At 63.8% G+C, this 21,735-nt stretch carries 20 protein-coding genes; 7 read left to right on the top strand and 13 right to left on the bottom strand.

Going from position 1 to position 21,735, the window contains the following annotated elements; all coding sequences use genetic code 11:
• Window positions 1–220: 220 nt before the first annotated feature.
• Both IVA96_RS13310 and IVA96_RS13305 read left to right on the top strand, forming a co-directional pair.
• The gene (locus IVA96_RS13310; RefSeq protein WP_247417707.1) at window positions 221–856 is read left to right on the top strand and encodes a cell envelope biogenesis protein TolA; all 636 of its coding nucleotides are present in this window, start codon (window positions 221–223) and stop codon (window positions 854–856) included.
• 798 nt (window positions 857–1,654) lie between these two features.
• Window positions 1,655–2,161, top strand: a complete 507-nt coding sequence (locus tag IVA96_RS13305; RefSeq protein ID WP_247277264.1) for a hypothetical protein — start codon at window positions 1,655–1,657, stop codon at window positions 2,159–2,161.
• Between the two features lie 144 nt (window positions 2,162–2,305).
• Here the strand turns inward: IVA96_RS13305 and IVA96_RS13300 are convergent, their stop codons facing one another.
• The 4 genes from IVA96_RS13300 to IVA96_RS13285 form a co-directional block, all read right to left on the bottom strand.
• Window positions 2,306–3,103 carry a transglycosylase SLT domain-containing protein gene (locus IVA96_RS13300; RefSeq protein ID WP_247277263.1) on the bottom strand — a complete coding sequence of 266 codons (798 nt, stop codon included), beginning with the start codon at window positions 3,101–3,103 and terminating at the stop codon, window positions 2,306–2,308.
• A 326-nt stretch (window positions 3,104–3,429) separates the two neighbouring features.
• Window positions 3,430–4,398 carry a hypothetical protein gene (locus tag IVA96_RS13295; protein ID WP_247417794.1) on the bottom strand — a complete coding sequence of 323 codons (969 nt, stop codon included), beginning with the start codon at window positions 4,396–4,398 and terminating at the stop codon, window positions 3,430–3,432.
• 286 nt (window positions 4,399–4,684) lie between these two features.
• Entirely contained in the window at window positions 4,685–4,933 is a 249-nt protein-coding gene (locus IVA96_RS13290; protein ID WP_247417800.1) for a hypothetical protein, read from the bottom strand.
• Window positions 4,816–5,421, bottom strand: coding sequence for a class I SAM-dependent methyltransferase (locus IVA96_RS13285; RefSeq protein WP_247417791.1), 606 nt, complete (start codon window positions 5,419–5,421; stop codon window positions 4,816–4,818). Before IVA96_RS13285 ends, IVA96_RS13290 begins: the two co-directional genes overlap by 118 nt.
• Window positions 5,422–5,577: 156 nt before the next feature.
• On the opposite strand from IVA96_RS13285, the gene IVA96_RS13280 reads away from it, so the two are divergent.
• Window positions 5,578–5,844 (top strand): DUF2312 domain-containing protein, encoded by a 267-nt coding sequence (locus tag IVA96_RS13280; RefSeq protein WP_025575662.1) that lies wholly within the window; start codon window positions 5,578–5,580, stop codon window positions 5,842–5,844.
• A gap of 121 nt (window positions 5,845–5,965) precedes the next feature.
• Here IVA96_RS13280 and IVA96_RS13275 read toward each other — a convergent pair whose 3' ends face one another.
• The 4 genes from IVA96_RS13275 to IVA96_RS13260 form a co-directional block, all read right to left on the bottom strand.
• Window positions 5,966–6,481 (bottom strand): ParB N-terminal domain-containing protein, encoded by a 516-nt coding sequence (locus IVA96_RS13275; protein WP_247417705.1) that lies wholly within the window; start codon window positions 6,479–6,481, stop codon window positions 5,966–5,968.
• A gap of 136 nt (window positions 6,482–6,617) precedes the next feature.
• Window positions 6,618–6,893: a hypothetical protein gene (locus tag IVA96_RS13270; protein WP_247417703.1), complete on the bottom strand. Its 276-nt coding sequence runs from the start codon at window positions 6,891–6,893 to the stop codon at window positions 6,618–6,620.
• 196 nt (window positions 6,894–7,089) lie between these two features.
• Complete coding sequence (locus IVA96_RS13265) at window positions 7,090–7,458, bottom strand: hypothetical protein (RefSeq protein WP_247417701.1); 369 nt, start codon at window positions 7,456–7,458, stop codon at window positions 7,090–7,092.
• Window positions 7,459–7,676: 218 nt separating this feature from the next.
• Window positions 7,677–11,450 carry a vitamin B12-dependent ribonucleotide reductase gene (locus IVA96_RS13260; RefSeq protein WP_247417699.1) on the bottom strand — a complete coding sequence of 1,258 codons (3,774 nt, stop codon included), beginning with the start codon at window positions 11,448–11,450 and terminating at the stop codon, window positions 7,677–7,679.
• A gap of 758 nt (window positions 11,451–12,208) precedes the next feature.
• Here IVA96_RS13260 and IVA96_RS13255 point away from each other — a divergent pair.
• Entirely contained in the window at window positions 12,209–13,105 is an 897-nt protein-coding gene (locus tag IVA96_RS13255) for a DMT family transporter (protein ID WP_247417697.1), read from the top strand.
• Here IVA96_RS13255 and IVA96_RS13250 read toward each other — a convergent pair.
• From IVA96_RS13250 to IVA96_RS13240, 3 genes are all read right to left on the bottom strand, one after another.
• A complete protein-coding gene (locus IVA96_RS13250; protein ID WP_247417694.1) occupies window positions 13,071–15,362 on the bottom strand; it encodes a CHASE3 domain-containing protein in 2,292 nt (763 codons plus the stop codon). The genes IVA96_RS13255 and IVA96_RS13250 overlap by 35 nt on opposite strands.
• The gene (locus IVA96_RS13245; protein ID WP_247277257.1) at window positions 15,359–15,781 is read right to left on the bottom strand and encodes a response regulator; all 423 of its coding nucleotides are present in this window, start codon (window positions 15,779–15,781) and stop codon (window positions 15,359–15,361) included. Before IVA96_RS13245 ends, IVA96_RS13250 begins: the two co-directional genes overlap by 4 nt.
• Window positions 15,782–16,007: 226 nt before the next feature.
• On the bottom strand, window positions 16,008–16,673 hold the full coding sequence (locus IVA96_RS13240) for a BA14K family protein (protein WP_247417691.1): 666 nt from the start codon (window positions 16,671–16,673) through the stop codon (window positions 16,008–16,010).
• 240 nt (window positions 16,674–16,913) lie between these two features.
• Between IVA96_RS13240 and IVA96_RS13235 the strand changes: the two genes are divergently transcribed.
• Window positions 16,914–17,324, top strand: a complete 411-nt coding sequence (locus IVA96_RS13235) for an NADH:ubiquinone oxidoreductase subunit NDUFA12 (RefSeq protein ID WP_247277255.1) — start codon at window positions 16,914–16,916, stop codon at window positions 17,322–17,324.
• A 414-nt stretch (window positions 17,325–17,738) separates the two neighbouring features.
• Here the strand turns inward: IVA96_RS13235 and IVA96_RS13230 are convergent, their stop codons facing one another.
• Window positions 17,739–18,425, bottom strand: coding sequence for a DJ-1/PfpI family protein (locus IVA96_RS13230; protein WP_247417688.1), 687 nt, complete (start codon window positions 18,423–18,425; stop codon window positions 17,739–17,741).
• A gap of 91 nt (window positions 18,426–18,516) precedes the next feature.
• On the opposite strand from IVA96_RS13230, the gene IVA96_RS13225 reads away from it, so the two are divergent.
• Entirely contained in the window at window positions 18,517–19,455 is a 939-nt protein-coding gene (locus IVA96_RS13225; RefSeq protein ID WP_247417687.1) for a GlxA family transcriptional regulator, read from the top strand.
• Window positions 19,456–19,692: 237 nt separating this feature from the next.
• On the opposite strand, the gene IVA96_RS13220 is transcribed toward IVA96_RS13225, so the two are convergent.
• Complete coding sequence (locus IVA96_RS13220) at window positions 19,693–20,430, bottom strand: hypothetical protein (RefSeq protein WP_247417684.1); 738 nt, start codon at window positions 20,428–20,430, stop codon at window positions 19,693–19,695.
• 502 nt (window positions 20,431–20,932) lie between these two features.
• Between IVA96_RS13220 and IVA96_RS13215 the strand changes: the two genes are divergently transcribed.
• Entirely contained in the window at window positions 20,933–21,556 is a 624-nt protein-coding gene (locus IVA96_RS13215; RefSeq protein ID WP_247277251.1) for an NYN domain-containing protein, read from the top strand.
• Window positions 21,557–21,735 lie beyond the last annotated feature (179 nt).

Raw genomic sequence — 21,735 nt, 5'->3', positions numbered from 1 at the left:
TGTGAAAACAACCCCATGCACAGTAGAAAACATGAGGGATTTCAGAGTTCTGCGAGTCCGAATATTTTTCCCATCGGGCGAGCAGGGCACGTGCCACCGATGCTCCGGACTGACTTCGGCGATCCCGAATAGAGTTTGACTCGTCGGGCAAAACAGGGGCAGACTGGCATGATGGCGCCGGTGCGACGGAAGCTGGTGCGTCGCCAGGCCGTGGGGCGAGATGCCAAAAAAACTCAAAAGAAAACTGAAGTCCTATCAGACTTCGCTCGGCTTCTACGACCAGGCGGTCGCCGCGCCCTCGATGAAGGCAGCGCTGGAGGCGTGGGGCGCCAGCTCCAACCTGTTCCATCAAGGTGTGGCGAAAGAGACCGACGACCCCGACATCGTCGCCGCGACCATGGCAAGCCCCGGGGTTGTGCTCAGGCGTCCGGTCGGCTCGGACGGCCCGTTCACCGAAAGCGCCGAACTGCCGACTGACCTCGGCGACGGCGAGGCCAGGCCGAAACGTAAACCCAAGCCAAGCAAGCGTCCGGCCAAGACGGCAAAGACACCGTCCCGCAAGATTGACGATCGACAGGCGCGCGAGGCCGCCGCGGCGTTCGAGAAGGAAGAGCGGCGGCGCGAAGCCGAGCGCAGGAAAGAGGAGACCGCCCGCGCCGAGGAGCGCGCACGCCGCGACAAGGCGGTCGCGAGCACGCAGGCGGCGCTGGACAAGGCGAGGCGCGAGCACGAGGCTCGCACCGAAGAGATCGAAGCCGAGCGGGCTGCCCTCGATGAACGTGCGGAGGCGGAGCAGAGCCGGTGGGACAAGCAGAGGATGAAGCTGGAGGAGGCGGTGCGTCGGGCGCGGGAGTAGGCGGCTGGTGGCGGAGCGGCCGGATTCGCCAAAGCCGGCAGCGGGCGTTCGAGCAGGTCGAAAACGAATTAGGCTTGCCTTGCTTTGCGTCCTTGCGCACTCTGGCGGGAAGGAGGCCAACGCATGAAGACAATGACCGCCGCGTGTGCGCTCGGAACGGCCCTGGTGCTGTGCAGCCTTGGAACGTCAGGTGCTGAAGCCCGGGCGCGGAAGGCGCAAGTCGTTCGTGAACCCCAGCAGAGACTTATCGTCACGGCGCCCGTGCTCAGGCCAACGCCGTGGGATTACTATATCGTTCCACGATATCGCTATCGTCCTGAAGACGACCGGGTCGATCCATACGGCCCGCCACTGGTTTCGTCGTGGGTCCGCTATGAGGGATGGCGGTGGCCATACTGGTGGTGAACAACCATCAGATTCTGCGGCATGTGGTGATCGGCCATCGACGGACGCAGAACTGACCGGCTTGCGGTCGGCGGAAAACGCCGGCCGATGATAGGCCGCGCGCCGCATGCGCGGGCACAACACCCGGATTTCGCCACGCGCGCTCCGGGCCACGCTCACACAACCGCTTATTTCTCGCTCGACAGCTCGAGTCCCTGCGCACCTCCCATCTCCGCCACCCGCGATCAGAACAGGTTGAGCACGTCCAGGTTCAACATCGCTGCGTGCGACGTCAGCGATTAGGAAAATGGCAAACCTGAGACTGTCAAGGATTCATTGAGGTAGAATGACATTTATCCCCGTAATAAACCCAATGCTGTTAAGGGTTCGGGGTGCGTATTGGGAGGATCAATCATGGCAAGTGTTGAACAATTGCGCAGACGGGACGGAGTGAATCTGGTCCAACTCGAAGCGGACATTGCGTCGGTACGCTCGGGAAGCTCTATTACTTCCATTGCTCTGCCTGATTACGTCGAGCACACCGCGGGCGTGTCGCGCGTCGGCGCGCTCAGTGCAGAGGCGGTCATCCGCGACTACGAGTCTGCTGCAAAAGAGATCGAGGCCATGGGCACCGAGTTGATCGACGCCGCGCACAAATGCGAGGCGCTGACAGCCCAGGTCCATGATGCGATCGCGTTCATGCGAGAGACGGCGGCGGGGTATCGTGAAGAGGGACGGAGGATCTTCAAGCGCATCGAAGAATGCGCGCTGTTCACCGAGGACGTCCGCAAGACTTGCGAACAGGTCAAGCGTAGAATGGCCGAAGTCTCGGTAGGCCCGTCTTCCGACGAGGAGCTTGCGCCGCAAGAGCCCGAGTTGAGCGGGATCGCCGGACAGGTGACGATGAGCGAGATACGGTGAGGCGCGCGTAGAGCGTAGTTCGTAGGATGGGTCGAGCTCTTGCGAAACCCGTCGTCGCGCGCAGCGTCGTTAGTATCGCTTCCGCTCGTCGAGTTACGGCGGACAAGTCGCTCCGCCCATCCTACGGTCTGCGAAACGCATCATCTAATCGCCGTCATCCGCCGCAAGGCGCTGAAACTGCCGCTTCATCGCGTTGACCCTGGCGACGTAGCTTGCGACGAGGTGATCGCCGCAGCGCTCGCCGGCCAGCATCTGAAACTTGCGGCGCGCATAGGCTGTGGCGGGACCTGCGCCGCAGAGATGGATGAAGGCGGCCAGATCCTGCTTCTGTTGCGCGCCTGCCTTGAGATCGCCCGCGAGGGTGAGAACCAAGGCCACTTGGCGGTCCAGATACACCGATGCCAGCTCGACGGCATGGCTCGGGATCGCGCGGATGTAGAAGCTGTTGAACCCGCAAGCCGTCTCCGTGACTGCGTTGCCGCGGACACAGAACCGGGCCGCTTCAGCGAAGGCGGGATCGGTCATCTGGTAGAGACCGACGGCGCTGGAGGCCGGCCGGTAGATCGCGAGCGGATTGAAGCTCCATCGCCAGCGCCAATAGGTGCGCGCGACGGGATTGCCGGAACTTTCGACCTGCGCCAGCGCAGCCAGCAATTCCGGCGTGACGACAGCCGTGGAATAGGTGCGGAAGAGCGACCCGTAATTCGCCCACGTCTCCGCCGGCTCCTTGTCGAGGGCATGTCCGAGAAGGACGAACAACTCGGTCGGCTTGCGGATCAACTGATAGGCCATGTTCAGAAGCGCGATGGCCGCAAGCAGGATTGCGACGCCAGCCGCGATCCGAACCATCCGCGGTGATCGCACGAACGTCTTGCGCATCCACCGGGCGCCTCGCCGGAGCTTGCGAAGGCGAGAGAGGAGGCGCTTGCTTTTCTTTGGCATGCCGTTTCGGGAGTGCGACCAGCGCAGATGATGGACTTGGTTAATGCAATCTAGGCTATTTGTTTGAGCATGATCTTTGCGGAAAACCGCTGCGCACTTTCGCTCGCGGCTCCATGGCGTCAACATCAGCAAGGCGGAGACCGTCAACGGATTCGGAATCGCATCCTCTCTGACATCCACGGTCGAAGCTACCGGATCATGAAGCGCAGCACAGGTACTCCGGCATCGCGATCGAGGACGACGATCGCCGGCACAGCGTGTCATACAAGGTGTTCTGGACCTTCAAATCCAATCGCGCCTTCGGGAAAAAAGCCCGCCCTGCGGGCTCACCAATCCGGATAGCCGTAAGGTTCGACCATGTAGGGCGGCGGAGGCATCCAGGGGCCTCGCGGCGGTCTGGGCCGTCGGGGTTCGGCCGCTGATACGTGCGGCCGGGCATGCGCAGCCGCATCGTTGTTCGTCACGCTTCGCACGACGGGCTTCGCGGCTGCAGACGCGGACGAAGCGGTGAGTTGCGTTTGCAGCGCCTGGACCTGCGCGGCGAGGCGCGCATTGTCCGCGGCATCCTTCTCCTGCGCCGCCTTGAGCTGTTGAATGGTGTCGGCCTGCTCACGCTGGGTCTGCTCGTTGCGGCTTTTCAGTTGTTCAAGCTTCCCGTTGATGCTCGCAAGCTCGCTCGTGATGGCCTTGAGCGATTGCGCAAGATCAGACGATGACGGGTCAGGCGCTGTGGCGCCAGGCTTTGGGGCGCTTTCCGTTTCCTTAGCTATCGGCGGCGCGGGCATCGGGCTCGACTCATCCGCAGCAGCCAGTTGCACTGCCGGCGGCTGCGCCGGACTTTCCACCGCGGGCGGGGGCTTGCTCGCGGCCGACGGAACCCATCGTGCCATGATCGACGTGCTGATCGATTTGGCCTCATCGCGATATTGCGACGCGAAGGCGGCACCGAGAAGGCCGATTGCCAGCACCAGGCCGACCAAAGCGCGCACCATGGTCCGGTCTCCCTTCAAGCCGTGATCGCGAACCTTGGCATCAGGCGCGAGCGCCTTGCTTTCGGAAGTTGCGGCTGCCGTCGCACCGGCCCTGGCGTGCGAGGCCCGCTGGCCTTCGCTGTTGCGTTCCATTCCGGAAACCAGCCGGTCCAGCCGCGCAAGGTCTTCCTCTGCGCTCTTGATCCGGTCATAGGCTCGCGCCAGCCCGCCGTCGGCGCGCGCCTCGTCCGGCTTGGCGGTGTCAGGCTTGTCGGCATCAGGCTTGTGGGTATCAGGGTTGGGGTCGCTCGTTTCGCTCTCCATCCGGTCGGGCGTCAATGGGAGGCGGTCCGATCACTGGAAGGATAGGTCTCGCCGCTGTCCAACACAACGCGTGTGCAAAGGAAAAATTATGGCGGGCTCGGGAGCCGGGCGGAGCGAGGCCGCTAGCGTCTCCGGCGCATGAATTACGGTGACAGTGCACTTAATTGACACCGACCAAGCGTGAATCGAGCCGCAGATTCGGCAGGGCGGCGATGGCGGACGAATTTAGTGCACTGTCACCGCGATTCCTGCGGGTTGTCACAGGAATTCCTGCTTCCCCACATGTTCAGCGCGGCTTACGTCCGCTGATCGCGTGCGCGCGGGCGCTGCAGGTGATGCGGCCGTCCGCATCAGTGGGCAGGCGCGCCCTCACGCGCTGCATGAGTGCGGCGACGTCGGCCGCCGGCATGACCGCGATCACGGGTGCGGTGGAGGGGGCCTTCGTCTCGACATTCCAGAACTCGTCAAAATCCGCAAACGTCCGCTGCACGGTGATCTCGCGGGCCTCGATCTGCTGCAGCCCGCCGCGCTCCAAAGGCCCTGAAGCGCCGCTAGAGTGGACACTTCCATATGCGGCGGACGCGTCGGCGACAGCCCCATCGCGTACATCTCATCGAGGATCGGATCGAGCGGAAATCCGCCGCCCAGCATGTCCCACATGTAGGTCGCAACGAGGCCGCCGGGACGAACGATGCGCGCCAATTCCGCGACACCTTTCGAGGGGATCCGCACGAACACGAGAACCAATGCCATGACTGCGGCATCGAAACTTTCCGCCTCAAAGGGCAGTGCCATGGCACCGCCCGTTTGAAACACGGCCCCGCGCGCGCCGGGTCGCGTGCGGGCAAACGCGAGCTGTCCCTCGGACGGATCGATGCCCTGCACGGTGCTGGGCGCGCAGCGTGCAAGAATGAGCTCAGTGAACGCGCCATTGCCGCAGCCGACATCGATCCAGCGCAGCCCTTGTGGTGGCCTAAGCCAGGCGAGAAAGATCTCGCCGACCGAACGGCTCCAGACTCCCATCACCTGCTCATAGGCGGCGCCGTCATCGAAGCGAAGCTCGGCCATGGAACGGCTCTCTCGGCGTTTTTCCACAGGGCAATGTGGGCGGCGGCGAGGTTAACACATTGGTTATTTCTTTGCGGTCATTTTCGCGACCTCAGTCAGCGAGGAGGCACCATGTCCGACATCACCATTCCCGGCGGCAAGATCCGTTCCTTCGTCGAGCGGATCGAGAACCTCGACAGCGAAATGCAGGAGTTGAGCGAACAGAAGAAGGAAGTCTTCGCGGAAGCCAAGGGCGAAGGCTTCGACGTGAAAATCCTCAAGGAGATCATCAAGCTGCGCAAGGAAGATAAGAACGAGCGCGATGAGCGCGAAAGCCTGCTCGATCTCTACATGCGCGCGATGGAGACGGCGTCGCCGGAGCAGGCGAAAGCGGCGTGAGAGGATCGCGGTAATGCAAGGAGAGATAGCCGCGGCTTGCGGCTATCGATGCCCCAGAACGACGACGAACTGATCGATTTATAATGGGGCATTTGGTTCAATCTCGCTGTAATCCCGGCCATCAATAGCGGCCGCCGCTGCCCTTTTGCTGCGTGATCCAGTCCGACAATGTCTTGGGTTTCGCTTTCGCAGTCCGGCCCTGCGATGCCCTCGAATTGTCGCGGTCGCCTTTCGTCGGACGGCTGCGCGGCGCTTCCGTTGCGCCAGCGCCCTTCAAGGCAGCCGTCGATGCCCCCGCGGCTTCTTTCTCCAGGCGCAACTGTTTCAATCGCGCCATCTTGATACGCTCTGCCTCGACTTCGGGTCGCTCGGCGAGCAGGGGCTTGTGCTCAGCAAACTCCACTGTGACGACCACGCCGAGAATGGTCGTCTCGCCGAGCGCCTTGCAGGCTTCGAGCCGATGCAGTCCCTCGACTAGAACGAGGCGGTCTCCGTCGCGCCAAACGGAAATGGGAGCCTGCTGTCCGATGTCCAGAATACTTTCGGCGATCTCCCCGACGACCTCGGGCTTGATGGCTTTCTTCTGCTTCGTGGGAACGAAGATCTTCTCGATCGGGAAGCTTTCCGGTTTGGGCATAACTTGACTCCGCTGCTACCGGGCCCGTCGGAACCTGTGCCGGTGGGGTCGGGAGTTTAGGGGGGAAGGGCTCGACGGCAAAGACAATTTCGGCGAGATGCCGTGTGAAATGAGGGGCGCATGCGAAAATTATCCGTTACTTCTTCGATGCGTTCCAAATCTCTTGAGACTTCTCGGTCTCAAGTTTCGACAAAGCGTCGAAGTAGTTCGCAGCCTCGCGGGTGTAGCCACCCTTCTTCTCGCTATCTGCGGCCTGTTTTAGAAGCTCAGCCTTGAATACAGCGACCGCCGCGAGTTCTTTGTCCGACAACCACCCTCCCTTCTCCGGCATCCATTCGTCGATGACTTCCACCAAAGTCTTGTTCCCAACCGGTCCATAGCCCTGAAGTCGGCGTTGGTCTTCTTTGACCACGGCGTGATCAAGTTCGAATGAGCCATTGCTGCCTCGTTGGCTTTTTGGCCATTTGTGGCGTGTATCGCAGCGACGAGTTCCTTGTTTTTGAGGGTGGCGATTCCGCGAATTACCCTCGTATAGAGAAAGAAGAAATCTGCTTTGATCATCTTCAGCCAAGGGCGAATGATGACCGCCCGCTCGTCCGGCGTAACCTTCAGCTCAGCAAGCTGGTCATCGATGTCATCAAGTACGGCCTGCTTCTCCGCCGCGGTGGGCGTGCCCAAGCGGTTGCCCATGCGATCGTCAAATAGCTTGCACGGGCGCTTATCGCTGCGAGCTTTCGCACCCTTCCGATAATTTCTTCGGCTCGATCCAACGTCTCACGAAGCTCGACTTGAACCTCCCAGACCTTGAACGTTTTTATCTGCGACCAGAATAGGAAGATCCCGCACACCACAAAAGCCGTTCCCAAACCGGCCGCCGACTTCATGTTGCCTGACCAGGCTTGGAAAGCTGCCAGCAGGAGACAGCCGACACCCACTAAAAAGGCCACGAAGATATAAATTTCTCTGAGCTTTTCCATGTTATCTGCCGCCAATGGAAGCCTCATAAAAAAAGCCGGAACACAATCCGGCAAACCCTAAGTAGTAGTCTTGACGCTCATAAGCTAAGTCTGACGTTGCTTACGCCTCAATCAACAATTAGGTGGCGCTTGAGTGGGGTATCAAAGAGCGGCCTTTTGGCCGCCCTTTTTGGTTGTCCAGGACGAGCCCGGGCCTGAGATCGCTGGTCTCTTGCAACTCACGAACACCCCGTAGTACTTCCGCACGTATCACACTTCATGCAGGTGCCATTCCTCACCAAGGTGAAGTTGCCGCACTCGGAGCACATCTCGCCCTCGTAGCCCTTGGCCTTCGCTTCCGCGCGGCGCTCGGCCTTGCTGGGGGCGGCGGTTGCGGCGGTGCCGGCCTTGCTCCACTGGAGCTGCTCGAGCTTCTCTGTTGGCGATAGATCGTGGCTCGCTTCCTGCTTCAGCGCGACTGCGCCTTCGAGGGCGTCGCCGGCGCTGCGGGCGGTGGCGCCGTGGGAGGCGAGCGAGGTGACGCGGCTGCCGCCGGCAGGCGCGCTGTCGTTGCCCTGCGAGACCGCGGTCGAGCCGCCGCGCATCACGACGAGCTTGTCCGTGCGCGAGCGGGTAAGGCCGCGCGAGACCAGCTTGGTCGCGTGGTGGCCGCCGTCCTCGTCCGGCTCCTTGCCTTCCTCGACGCCCTTGCCGAGCGCGTCAAAGCCGGTCTCGTTGGGATCGACATGGGCGAGATCGAAGCGGCTGAGGTAGCTCACCGCGAGCTCACGGAAGACGTAGTCGAGAATCGAGGTCGCGTACTTGATGCTGTCGTTGCCCTGCACGGGGCCCGCCGGCTCGAAGCGGGTGAAGGTGAAGGCATCCACATATTCGTCGAGCGGCACGCCGTATTGCAGGCCGAGCGACACCGCGATGGCGAAGTTGTTGATGAAGGAGCGGAGCGCGGCGCCTTCCTTGTGCATGTCGATGAAGATCTCGCCGAGACGGCCGTCGTCATACTCGCCGGTGCGCAAGTAGACTTTATGCCCGCCGACGACGGCCTTCTGGGTGTAGCCCTTGCGCCGATCCGGCATCTTCTCGCGCTCGCGCATCACGATGATGCGCTCGACCAGCTTCTCGACGATCTTCTCCGACACCTGGGCGGCGCGCGCCGCCATAGGCTTTTCGTAGAGCTGCTCGACCGCATCGTCCTCGTCCTCATCGTCGCTAATGAGCTGCGAGTTGAGCGGCTGGGAGAGCTTGGAGCCGTCGCGATAGAGCGCGTTGGCCTTCAGCGCGAGCTTCCACGACAACATGTAGGCGGACTTGCAGTCCTCCACCGTGGCGTCGTTCGGCATGTTGATGGTCTTGGAGATCGCACCCGAGATGAAGGGCTGCGCCGCCGCCATCATGCGGATGTGGCTCTCGACCGAGAGATAGCGCTTGCCGATCTTGCCGCAGGGATTGGCGCAGTCGAACACCGGATAGTGCTCGGCCTTGAGGTGCGGAGCACCTTCCACCGTCATCGCGCCGCAGATGTGGACGTTGGCCGCCTCGATCTCGCGCTTGGTGAAGCCAACGGCCTGGAGCAGGTCGAAGCCGGGGGCTGCAATGGCTTCAGCGCCGATGCCGAGCTGGTCGCGGATGAAGTCTTCGCCAAAGGTCCACTTGTTGAAGGCGAACTTGATGTCGAAGGCGGTCGGCAGGGCTTTTTCGACCTTGGCGATGGCTTCATCGGTGAAGCCCTTGGTCTTCAGGGTCGAGGCGTTGATGCCCGGCGCGTTGGAGAGCGAGCCGTGGCCGACGGCGTAGGCTTCGATCTCCGCGATCTCGCTCTCGCGATAGCCGAGCGCGCGCAGCGCTGCGGGGACCGCGCGGTTGATGATCTTGAAGTAGCCGCCGCCGGCGAGCTTCTTGAACTTCACCAGCGCGAAGTCGGGCTCGATGCCGGTGGTGTCGCAATCCATGACGAGGCCGATCGTGCCGGTCGGCGCGATCACCGTGGTCTGGGCGTTGCGATAACCGTGCTGCTCGCCGAGGGCAAGCGCCGCATCCCAGGCCGCCTTGGCATGCGCGACCAGGTCCTGCTGCGGGCACGAGGCGTGGTCGAGCGGCACCGGGTTGACGCTGAGCGCCTCATAGCCGGAGGACTCGCCATGCGCGGCGCGGCGGTGGTTGCGGATCACGCGCAGCATGTGCGCGGCGTTCTTCTTGTAGCCGGGGAACGTGCCGAGCTCGGAGGCGATCTCGGCCGAGGTCTTGTAGGTGATGCCGGTCATCACCGCAGTCAGGGCGCCGCAGAGCGCGCGGCCTTCCTTGCTGTCATAGGGCAGGCCCATGGTCATCAGCAGGCCGCCGATATTGGCGTAGCCGAGGCCGAGCGTGCGGAACTCATAGGAGAGCTCGGCGATCGCCTTGGACGGGAACTGCGCCATCATCACCGAGATTTCGAGCACGAGGGTCCAGAGCCGGCAGAGATGCTCGTAGCCCTCGACGTCGAAATGCTTCGTCGTGGTGTTGTAGAACGTCAGCAGATTGGCGGAAGCGAGGTTGCACGCCGTGTCGTCCAGGAACATGTATTCCGAGCACGGATTGGACGCGCGGATGTCGCCGGACGCCTTGCAGGTGTGCCAGTCGTTCATCGTGGTGTTGAAGTGCAGGCCCGGGTCGGCCGAGGCCCAGGCGGCGTGGCCGATCTTCTCCCAGAGGTCGCGCGCCTTCAGCGTCTTCGTCACCTTCTTGGAGGTGCGAGCCGTCAGATTCCAGTCGCCGTCAGTTTCCACGGCGCGCAGAAAATCGTCCTTCAGCGAGACCGAGTTGTTGGAGTTCTGGCCGGAGACGGTGAGGTAGGCTTCCGAATCCCAGTCGGTGTCGTAGGTGTCGAACTGGATGTCCTTGTAGCCTTGCTTGGCAAACTGGATGACGCGCTTGATGTAATTGTCAGGCACCAGGCTGCGGCGCGCGAGCTTGATCTCGCGGCGCAGGGCAGGGTTCTTCTCGGGGTCGAAGCAATCGTCGCCCGAGCCTTCGCAATTGACGCAGGCCTTCAGCACCGCTTTCAGGTGCTTCTGGTTGATCTTGGATCCCGTGACGAGGGCGGCGACCTTCTGCTCCTCCTTCACCTTCCAGTCGATATAGGTCTCGATGTCGGGGTGATCGACGTCGACCACGACCATCTTGGCGGCGCGGCGCGTGGTGCCGCCGCTCTTGATGGCGCCGGCGGCGCGGTCGCCGATCTTGAGGAAGCTCATCAGGCCGCTCGAGCGGCCGCCGCCGGAGAGCTTTTCGCCTTCGCCGCGCAGGCGCGAAAAATTGGAGCCGGTGCCGGAGCCGTATTTGAACAGGCGCGCCTCGCGGACCCAGAGGTCCATGATGCCGCCCTCGTTGACGAGGTCGTCACCGACGCCCTGGATGAAGCAGGCGTGCGGCTGCGGGTGCTCATAGGCCGACTTGGACTTGGTCAGCTTGCCGGTGAAGGGGTCGACGTAATAATGGCCCTGGCCGGGGCCGTCGATGCCATAGGCCCAGTGCAGGCCGGTGTTGAACCATTGCGGCGAGTTCGGCGCGACCATCTGCATGGCGAGCATGTAGCGGAGCTCGTCGAAGAAGGCCTGGGCATCTTCCTCGGTCGAGAAATACTTGCCCTTCCAGCCCCAATAGGTCCAGCAGCCGGCGAGGCGATCGAACACCTGTTTTGCGCTGAGCTCGCTGACATAGCGCTCTTTCTCAGGCAGGACAGAAAGCGCCTCGGTGTCGGGCACGGAGCGCCACAGGAAGGAGGGGACGGATTCCTCTTCGACCTTCTTCAGGCGCGCGGCGACGCCGGCCTTGCGGAAATATTTCTGGGCGAGGACGTCGGAGGCGACCTGCGACCATTCGGTCGGCACCTCGACGTTCTCCAGCTTGAACACGACCGAGCCGTCGGGATTGCGAATCTCCGACGTGGTCAGCCGGAAATCGATTCCCGCATAAGGTGACTGTCCCGAAGTGGTGTGGCGCCGCTCAATCCGCATGGTCTTGCCCCGTCCTTAATCTTTGACCGAACCGCCTCCGTTCAGGCGTTCCGGTCGACATTTCGCTTCGCGAGTCCTTTTGGCCGTTCGGCCTCGGGCATCGCAGTTCAGCCGGTGAACCCGGCCCTTGTTCTCCCGACGCGATTGTTCGGTGCGCGCACCTCACATCCGCCGGCATGTCCAGGCCCATCCGCCCCCAAGGGAATGAGCCCGACATGCGTTCAACGCCCCGCCGTCACTTCAACCGTTGCCATGCGAGCCTGTTGCCGGCCCGTTCTGGCGCCCGAAACGTCCTCCATCAAAGGGCAGACAAGCCCTCATCCGCTGCCTTTGGCTGGCGGGCGGAGTGTTGATTTGCGAGACCCTTTGGGGGAGTGCCGGCGGGACGCAAACTCACTCGCGCCGAACGGACCGAAAGCTAGGACTCTCCGTTGCGCCCGTCAAGAACTAGTGCGAGTTCCTGAATCAAATACTAAATATGGTGGATTGTGGGGGATAACAGGGGTCTCGGCCGCGCCTGCTGTGGAGCCAAGTATCAGTGAGTCCTCAGGGATTCCCAACCAAAAAAATTTGCATGCCGCACTGTTCGCAACTCTTCATCCCGCTGTTCACAGGGCAGGTATATTTTTGGCCGATGGGATTGCGTCAGCGGGACTCACGTAGCCCTACGGAAGGTGAGGGCAGGCATGCCCCCCGAGGTGGTGGTTTGCGCAGCGAATCCGCGCCAAGCTGACCTTCGATTTTGCCGGACCAACCCCATGCATGATTCGACCCGCCGGGATGCGCGGCCGCGCATCGCCCCGGCCGGACTGATGTTCCTCGCGATCACCTCGATCGGCTGGGGCTTCAACTGGCCGGTGACGAAATTCCTGCTCGCCGAGCTGCCGCCGCTGACGCTGCGCGGGGTCACCGGCGTGCTCGGCGCGGTGCTGCTGGCGCTGCTCGCGGTCGTGCGACGGCAGAGCCTGCGGGTCGAGGGCGCGGTCTGGCCGCGCTTACTTACCGCCGCGGTGCTCAACGTCACCGGCTGGATGGTGCTGATGGGTCTGGCGCTGCTCTGGCTGCCGGCGAGCGAGGCGGCGCTGATCGCCTACACCATGCCGGTCTGGGCCTCGATCATCGCCTGGCCGGTGCTGGGGGAGCGGCCGACCCTCTTGCGCACGCTGGGGCTGGCAATGGCCTTTGCCGGTCTTGCCTCGATCATGGGCGGCAATGGCATTGCCGCCAGCGCGGAAAAGCTGCCGGGCATCATCATGGCGCTGTGCGGCGCGTTCGGCTTTGCCGTCGGCACGGTGTTCTCGAAAAAGTACCCGATCCGCCTGCCGCCGATCACGGCGGCGGCCTGGCAGATCGGCATCGGCTGCCTGCTGATCTCGATCATCGGCCTCCTGGTCGAGACCACGCATCTGTCGCGGGTGACGCCGCTCGGCTGGTGGCTCTTGGTCTATTCGACCGTGGTGCAGTTCTGCATCGCCTATGTCAGCTGGTTCGCCGCGCTCGCGCGCCTGCCCGCCTCTGTCGCCGCGATCGGCACCATGGCCGTGCCGGTCATCGGCGTCGTCGCCTCGGCGATCGCGCTCGGCGAGCCGCTTGGCGCGGGCCAGATCGCCGCGCTGATCTTCACGCTGGCCGCCGTGGTGCTGGCGACGCGCTAATTTTGGTTGCCGCGATCCCGCCGCCCAGCGCCTTCCGGATCATCTCCGCGAGCTGGTTACGGCGGTAGGGTTTCGTCAGCAGCAACACGCCGTCGTCGAGCTTGCCGTGGTGGACGATGGCGTTGTCGGTATAGCCGGAGGTGTAGAGCACCTTCAGCCCTGGCCGGCGCTTGGCCACCTCCTCGGCGAGCTCGCGGCCGCTCATGCCGCCGGGAATGACGACGTCGGTGAAGAGCAGATCGAACGGCTGGCCGGCCTCGATCAATTGCAGCGCGGCCCGGCTGTCGGGCGCGGCCACCGTCTTGTAGCCGAGGCTCTGCAGCTGCGCGGTGACGAAGTTGCGCACCAAGGTGTCGTCCTCGACCACGAAGATGGTCTCGGCGCCGCCTTGGGCCTGCGGCGCGACGGGAGTGGCCACATCAACCGTGCCTTCACCCGGCGGCAGATAGAGCTTGATCGTGGTGCCGTAGCCTTCTTCGCTGTAGATCTTGATATGGCCGCCGGACTGCTTGACGAAGCCGTAGACCATGGACAGCCCAAGGCCCGAGCCCTTGCCGACTTCCTTGGTGGTGAAGAACGGCTCGAATGCCTTCTGCTGGACCTCGGCCGGCATGCCGGTGCCGGTGTCACTGACGGCGAGCATCACGTAAGGGCCGGGCCGGACGTCCGGATTGTTCTGCGCATAGGCCTCGTCGAGCTCGACCCGGTGGGCCTCGAACAGCAACTTGCCGCCGTTCGGCATGGCGTCACGAGCGTTGATCGCCATGTTGAGCACGGCATTGGTGAGCCGGGACGGATCGATATGCGCCGTCATCGGCCCCTGTTCCAGCACGGTCTCGATCTGGATCTGCTCCCCGAGAGTGGGGCGCAGGAGCTTTGCGATATCCGCGACCGCGGCGCTGATCTCGACGTTGCGCGGCTGCAGCGGCTGCCTGCGCGCGAACGCCAGCAGATGCTGGATCAGGTCGGCGCAGCGCTCGGCGGCATCGTCGATCAGCCGCGCCGTGCGCTGGAGCTCGGGCTGGTCCTTCAGGCTCGCCACCAGCGTCTCCGTGTTGCCGGAGATCACGGTCAGCATGTTGTTGAAGTCGTGCGCGACGCCGCCGGTCAGCTTGCCGATGGCATCCAGCTTCTGCGACTGATAGAGTTGGCGCTCTGTCTCGCGCGAGGTGGTGGCGTCGTGATAAACCAGCACAGCGCCGGAGATATTACCTTGCCCATCCCGCATCGGCCGGCCGCTGATCATGAGATGGCGGGGAGAATTGTCGCTGTGCGGGCGGACGATCATCTCCAGCTCTTCGAACTGCTCGCCGCGCAGCACGCGCGTCGACGGCAGCTCGTCGGCCCTCAGCGGCGTGACGCCGTCGCCGTGAAACACATCGGACAGCGCGCGCAGATTGCGCAAATTCATGCCGGCACGATGCAACAACATGCGCTCGGCGGCCGGATTGGATAGCAGGACGGTGCCCTCGGCATCGATAACCAGCACCGCCTCCGCCATGCTGCGAAACGTGCTCTGGAGCACGTTGACCGACAGGCGCAGCTCGTCATGGGCTGCGACCAGATGCTCGGTGCGCTCGGCCACCGCTGCCTCGAGCGCCTCCTTGGCGGCCGTGGTCTCGGTCAGCGTGCTCTGGAGCGCGACAGTGGTCCGCCGGCTCTCGCGCATCACCAGCGCGACAAGGAGCAGGATCAGCACGGCGCCCGCAACGTCGATGCCGAGCAGCACGATGCCGGTGCGGCGCGAATCCTGGGAGCGCGCGGTGAGCAGGCGTTCTTCCTCGGCGCTCAGATGGTCGAGATTGCGCATCACCGTGTCCATGAGGCCGCGGCCCTCGGCCTTGCCGTTAAGTGCGGCAATGCCGGCCTGGTCGTTCTCAGTGCGCAGGCGCATCGCCGCGGCGGCGATCTCGATCCGGCGCAGCGCCAGCGGCTCCGTGCCCTCCAGCAGCGCGACCTGATCCGGATGGTCGCGCACGTCGCGCTTGAGCTCGGCGAGGGCCGGCGCGATCCGGGCGCGGACTGCCTGGAACTCATCGCTGAAACCCGCGCTGCGATAGAGCTCGTAGCCGCGCGCGGCGCTCTCGGCACGGCGCAGCAGCACGCGCAGGTCGGAGATCTTCTTCTGCACCTGGACGGCGTGGTTGACCCAGGCCGCATCGGACCGCGACTTGAAGTCGAGGGCGATCGAGGCTGCGGTGATGATCAGGAGGATGGCAAGTCCAGCACCGAGAATGACGCGCTGCGTTGGGATCAAGGGGCTTCTTTCTTGTCCTTCGGCTGTGCGCTCTCGGCGGCACCGGCGAGGCATTCCCGGATCGTGGTCAGCAGCGCGTCCGGGGTGAACGGCTTGCGCAGGCAGCGGGTCGCGCCGAGCTCCAGCGCCATGCGGAGAAAGTCGGGGGAAGGCGAGGCGGATGAGGCGAAGGCGTAGCCGGACATCGCGATCAGCGGCGTGGCCGGCGCGCGCTCGTGAAAGATGCGGATGGACTCGAAGCCGCGCATGTGCGGCATGAAGATGTCGACCAGCATCACGTCGAAAGCCTGTGTTTCGAGCGCAGCCAATCCCGTTTCTCCGCCGTCGGTCAGCGTGACGTCGAAGCCCTGACGTTGGAGGAGGACTTCGATGGTCGCGCCGACCATCGGATCGTCATCAACCACGAGAATACGCGGCATGACACTTCCCAGCAATCGAGGTCCCCACTGTGATGGTGATATCCGCGAATCGTGGGTCGGGTCAATTTTGGATTGGATGGCAATTGATATGCACGGCGCGGTGAATAAAGGTCCATTTGAATGAAGCGTGATCCGAAAGTGGCGCGAAGCAAGTGAAGCGCACGACCAATACGAGAAAAGCGCCGCATCGCTGCGACGCCTTTTGCTTCAAATGCCACAGATCGGCTTACGGGCAGGGATGCCGCTGGCCGTCATAGCCGAGATACGTACCCGATGCCGGGTCGTACGACTTGTAGCGCTGCGCGCAATAAGCGTACGAGTCGCCGCCGCTGTCTGGCACCACGGCCACTGTCGGCTCATCATAATAGCTGTCGTAGTAATAGGGGTCGTCATAATAGCCATAGCCGCCGCCGTAATAGGCGTACGAGCCGAGGCCGCCGATCGCCGCACCTGCCGCGAAGCCGGGCCAGAAGCCGCCGCGCCGATGATGCCAGTGGCGACCGCTCCAGTTGCTCCCGCCCTGCCAGTTGCCCGCGGTTGCGACGCTGCGGCTGCCGCTGAAGGACGGCGACATCGCGGGGCGGCTCACCGTGCCGGCCGCGAAACTGCCACCGCTGGGACGCATCGCAGTGCCGGCCGCGAAACTGCCGCCGCTCGGACGAACCGCTGCACCGGCCCCGAAATTGCCGCCACCGCCATGGAACGCGGCGCCGCCGCCGCCCATACGTGCACCGCCTCCGCCGAAATGAGCACCGCCACCACCGCCGCCACCGCCGACATGGGCGCCGCCCGCTCCGACCACGGCGGCACGACTCTGCGCGAAACTCGGGCTCGCCAAGGGAAGAACCAACGCCATCGCCGCGGCAGCACTCAGGTATTTCAGACTGTTCATGGTCAAACTCCTTTCCCGGAAGCAAACCCTATGAAAGCGTTGGGGTTCCTGGGATCACGCCGGTTTGCGTGCGAAAGAGAGCTTCAGCCGCTGCCGCTGTACCCGGGATGAATGGATCGCGGCCGCTTTGCGGCAGATCTTGCTCGGTAGCCGGATCTGCGGAGGCACCGACGCACCCTCCGAACTGGACATTTCGCCGTTCGGATGGCATCAGGACCCGAGGAAGCAGGGCCTTGCCGCATGAAACAATTCTTTCTCAAGTTCTTCACCTGGTGGAATGGCCAGACGTTTGGCACCCAGCTCTGGACCAAACGGTACGGCGAGCTGGTCGGCCAGGACGAGCAGGGCAATCTCTATTATCGCACTCGCGGCGGGGCGATTGATCCGACGCTCGGCTTCGAGCGGCGCTGGGTCGTCTATAACGGCTATGCCGAAGCGAGCCGCATCCCGCCGTCCTGGCACGGCTGGATCCATCACGTCGTCGATGTGCCGCCGACCGAGACCAACTATCAGCCGCGCGAGTGGGAAAAGCCGCACCAGCCGAATCTCACCGGTACGCCGAAGGCCTACCGTCCTTCGGGCTCGACCCTTGCCAGCGGGCGGCGGCCGAAGGCGACCGGCGACTATCAGCCCTGGACCCCGGCCAACTGAGCGTCTGCCCGGACGCGAATCTTTATCGCGACATTGGATGCACGCGCATCCGTTTCGCGCCGCTGGGGACAACGGGAACAGCGGGGATGCCGCCTGCGCCGGCGTTGCGCTCACGCCAGCGATGCGGCTCAATGGTCCCATCTTACGGAGATGGGAGACCATCGCGTTCGGTTCGGGCAACAGTTCGCGACTGTCCCGAGATGCAGCGGCCGCCGACCAGGACTCGATCGCGGAGATAGGCCCCCGGTCTGGAAGTTCGAAATCGCCCGATGGAATGTGCAGCCGCCGTAAGACAGGAAAGGCCGCTTGGGAAACCGAGCGGCCTTTTTCTTTGGGGGACCAGCACGAAGGTCACGTGCCCCAGACGCAGCGCAGCGCTACATGTTGGCCGCGTCGGGGACGCGAGAGCGCAGGCTACGCCATCCGCTCCGCTGCGCGCTTCACCGCCTCGAGCCGCCGCGCCTGGTTTTGCGCGCCGCGTTCGCGGAGCAGGGCCAGCACCTCGGCAGGCGCGGTGTCGGGCGAGCCTGAATTGAACGGCGGGGCGGGATTGTATTCCATCTGGAGCTGGATTGCTTCCGCCGTGGTGCGGTCGACCAGGATCGAGACCAGGGTCAGCGCGAAATCAATGCCGGCGGTGACGCCGCCGCCGGTGATGCGGTTGCGGTCGATGCAGACGCGTGTCCTGGTCGGCGTTGCGCCGAACTGGCTGAGCATCTCCATCGCGCTCCAATGGGTGGCGGCGCGGTAGCCCTTCAACAGGCCGGCGGCGCCAAGCGCCAGTGATCCCGTGCAGACCGAGGTGACGTATTTGGCGCCTTCGGCCTGCCGGCGCAGGAAATCGAGCACCTCCTCGTCGTTGAGCAGGTCGTTGGTGCCGCCGCCGCCGGGCACACAGATGACGTCAAGTTGCGGGCAGTCGGCAAAGGTCGTGGTCGGCGTCAGCGTCAGCACGGAATCGCTCGGCACGGGCTCGATCCGCTTCCAGATCAGGTGCAGCCTCGCGCCCGGAAGCATGGCGAACACCTGCAAGGGCCCGGTGAAGTCGAGCTGGGTGACACGCGGAAACACCAGGAGTCCGATCTGGAGCGGTGACGACATGGGAGCCTCCGAGAATGAGCTTGACGCCGGCAGGATCGCATGGTGCCCTTCCGTCCGAAATGACGTAATTCCCTCAGTTTCGGACATGACCATGATCGGCATCTTGATCTTCCCGGATTTTCAGTTGCTCGACGCGGCGGGCCCGATCTCGGCATTCGAGGTCGCAGCGCGCTGCACCGGCATGGCCCCGGGCATTCGCGTGCTGGCGGCGAAAGCGGGCCTCGTGCGCAGCTCCTCCGGGGTCGAGATGATGACGCGCGATTTCAAGTCGGCGAATGCGATCACGACCCTGGTCGTGGCCGGCGGCGCGGGCGTCGCGGACGCCGCGCGCTGTGAGGTCACGCGCGCCTTCGTGCAGCGGCTGGCGCGGCGGGGCGTGCGGGTCGCCAGCGTCTGCTCGGGTGCCTACGTGCTGGCCGAAGCCGGCCTGCTCGACGGGCGCCGCGCCACCACTCATTGGGGGCGGACGCGCGATTTCGTCGCGCGATATCCCAAGGTGAAGTTCGAGCCGGACCAGATATTCACCCGCGACGGCAATGTCTGGACCTCGGCAGGCATCTCCGCGGGCATTGATCTCGCGCTCGCGATGGTCACCGAGGACCACGGCGAAGAGATCGCGCAGCAGACCGCGCGCCAGCTCGTGCTCTATCATCGCCGCAGCGGCGGCCAGTCGCAATTCTCCTCGCTGCTGGAGCTGAAGGCGCCGAACGGCCGCTTCGGCGCACTGTTGTCCTGGGCGCGCGAAAATCTCGACGCGCCGCTGACGGTGGAGGACCTTGCCGATCGCGCCGGCATGAGCGCGCGACATTTCGCCCGTGCCTTTGCCGCCGAGACCGGCACGACGCCGTCCAAGGCGATCGAGCGGTTGCGGCTCGAAGCGGCACGCGAGCGCGTGCAGTCCTCGCGTGAGGCGATCGAGCTCGTCGCGGAAGTGACCGGATTCGGCGACCCCGAGCGAATGCGCCGCGCCTTCATCCGCGCCTTCGGCCAGCCGCCACAGGCGCTGCGGCGCGCGGCACGGGCAGGTTAGGGCGCGCGAGGACGAGGCCTCGCCGTGCGGTCCAACGCCTCGGCATTTGAAAGGCGACGGATACCGTGCCTGAGACGTCGGCGCGAGTTCTCGAAGACGTGCGGAAAGTTTGCGGCCGTCACGCCGCCGGCGCTGCCTCGACCTCGAGATTGAGTTGCCGATCAGGCGACACGCCAGCCGCCAGTCCGCGCCGAACTGGGGCTCCTCCGCCTGGTGTGGCGCCAGGGCTTCGTTCCGTTAACTGCGCAACAGCACCGCTTCGCGCAGCACGCGGCTCGAGCTTAAGACAGAGCCGATTCCCAGGACCATCAGCAGCAAGCCCAGCCAGGTTGCTGTCCAGCCCTTTCCTCCATCGCCCGCCTCCGCAGGGGGCATGCCCACCGGAATAGCCGGTGGCACCGAGGCGGCGGCCGCGTCGCGTACCGCCGCGAGGGGCTTCTCCACGTCAATTTGGAACGGCACGGCATGTTCGGACGTGAACTGGCCGGTGGGAAGAGCGGTGAAAGGTGCGGCTGGCATCACGGCCGTCGTGCCCGTGCCGACAACGAGAGCGGCATCAGCTACCTTGACTTCGCGTGCAGGCGGCGGCGGCTGGACCCCCTCTGCCGGTGCGGAGCGTTGCAACTCCGCGCGTGCATCAACCACCGGGCTCCGCCTGAGCCGCGCGGCATCGTTCTGGTCGGGATTGGCGCCGCGGTTGGCCGCGCGACGATGTGCCGGCTTTTGCACCCTCGTGACACCCTCGGCCAGGAACCAACATTTGCGATGGCCGTCCCGCCGATAGACCCAGTGTTGGCCCGCGCCGGGCGAGTCGCCGGGCCGCGGCAAGCATTCCGCTTGCACGGGAGGGCTTGCTGCGGGCTCGCGCGAAGCGTTACCGAAAAAGTCGGCAAAAGGGTTGGAAAACGCAGGTGTCGCTGCAAGAGCTCCAACAAGAACTAAACTCGTCAAGCAAAGCCGCAAATAACCGGACATCGAAAACTCCCGGTGTTGCGCCCCCCTACCAGTTCGACCCTTCGCGGCAAGATGGGCCGCGATGCGGCTCAAATCTGGCAGCGCCATGGATTCATTGTGTGCCCGCTGCGAGATCCTGAGCCGAATCCGAACGCGCTCCCAGCAGCTCACGCTTGCAAAATGCAGTGGCTAGTTCATGTGGTTGAGCCCCTCTTGCCGCCAGGCGGGTGGGCTAAATAGGTCAGCGGAAATGGCGCACTGAAGCGCATCAGGATTTGATTGCAGCGCTTGCGGACAGGTCGAGAATGCCCCGGGCTCACCCAATCCACGGAGATGCGCTGTCTCATCCGAGACGTTTGTCCGTGCTTTGGATATTGCGAATTAATCTTCGGCTCACAGCAAATCGTTTGAAGGCTAATGATCGCCGGTATAGCATGAGCTTTTAAAGGGGTTTGAACGTGCCGCCTTCGTTAATGTGCACTCAGCCCGCGGCATGCCACCTCGTCCCAGAAGTCAAGGCATCATGTCATCTTCCAACCGGATTGCGCTCTTCATCGACGGAGCCAATCTCTATGCCACGGCCAAGACGCTCGGCTTCGACATCGATTACAAGCGCCTGCTGAAGGAGTTTCAGAGCCAGGGGACGTTGCTGCGGGCGTTCTATTACACCGCCATCATCGAGGACCAGGAATACTCCTCGATCCGTCCCCTGACCGACTGGCTCGACTACAACGGCTACACTGTCGTGACCAAGGCAACCAAGGAATTCATCGACGCCTCCGGCCGCCGCAAGGTCAAGGGCAACATGGACATCGAGCTCGCCGTGGATGCCATGGAGCTCGCCGAGCATATCGACCAGATGGTGCTGTTCTCGGGTGACGGCAATTTCCGCTCCCTGGTCGAGGCCGTCCAGCGCCGCGGCGTGCGGGTCACCGTGGTCTCCACCATTGCCAGCCAGCCGCCGATGATCGCCGACGAGCTGCGCCGCCAGGCCGACGTCTTTACCGACCTCCTCGAGCTGCAATCCAAGCTCGGCCGCGACCCGTCTGACCGCCCGGCACCTCGCGAGCGCGAGTTGCGCTATCGCCCGGCACCAGGTCAGACCATCGCGGGACCCAAGGGAAATGATAGCTTGCTCGAGGAGTGAGCCCCGAACGAAACCGCTGGTGGAATGGCCGCCGGTAAGGCTCGGGTGCCGACGCACGTGGTCGTTCTTCGAGCTGGGCGCAGAGATGAGCATGGCGAATAAGCCCGGCATTTGCGCCGGGCTAAATCGCCAATAAGATTCAGGTTCTCAGCAACGGATCAATTAGAAAGGAGTTCGCG

The organism is Bradyrhizobium sp. 159, assembly GCF_023073795.1.
Classification (GTDB): Bacteria; Pseudomonadota; Alphaproteobacteria; order Rhizobiales; family Xanthobacteraceae; genus Bradyrhizobium.
The sequence above is the reverse complement of the archived record's forward strand: the minus strand, read 5'-3'. Positions and strand labels throughout refer to the sequence as shown.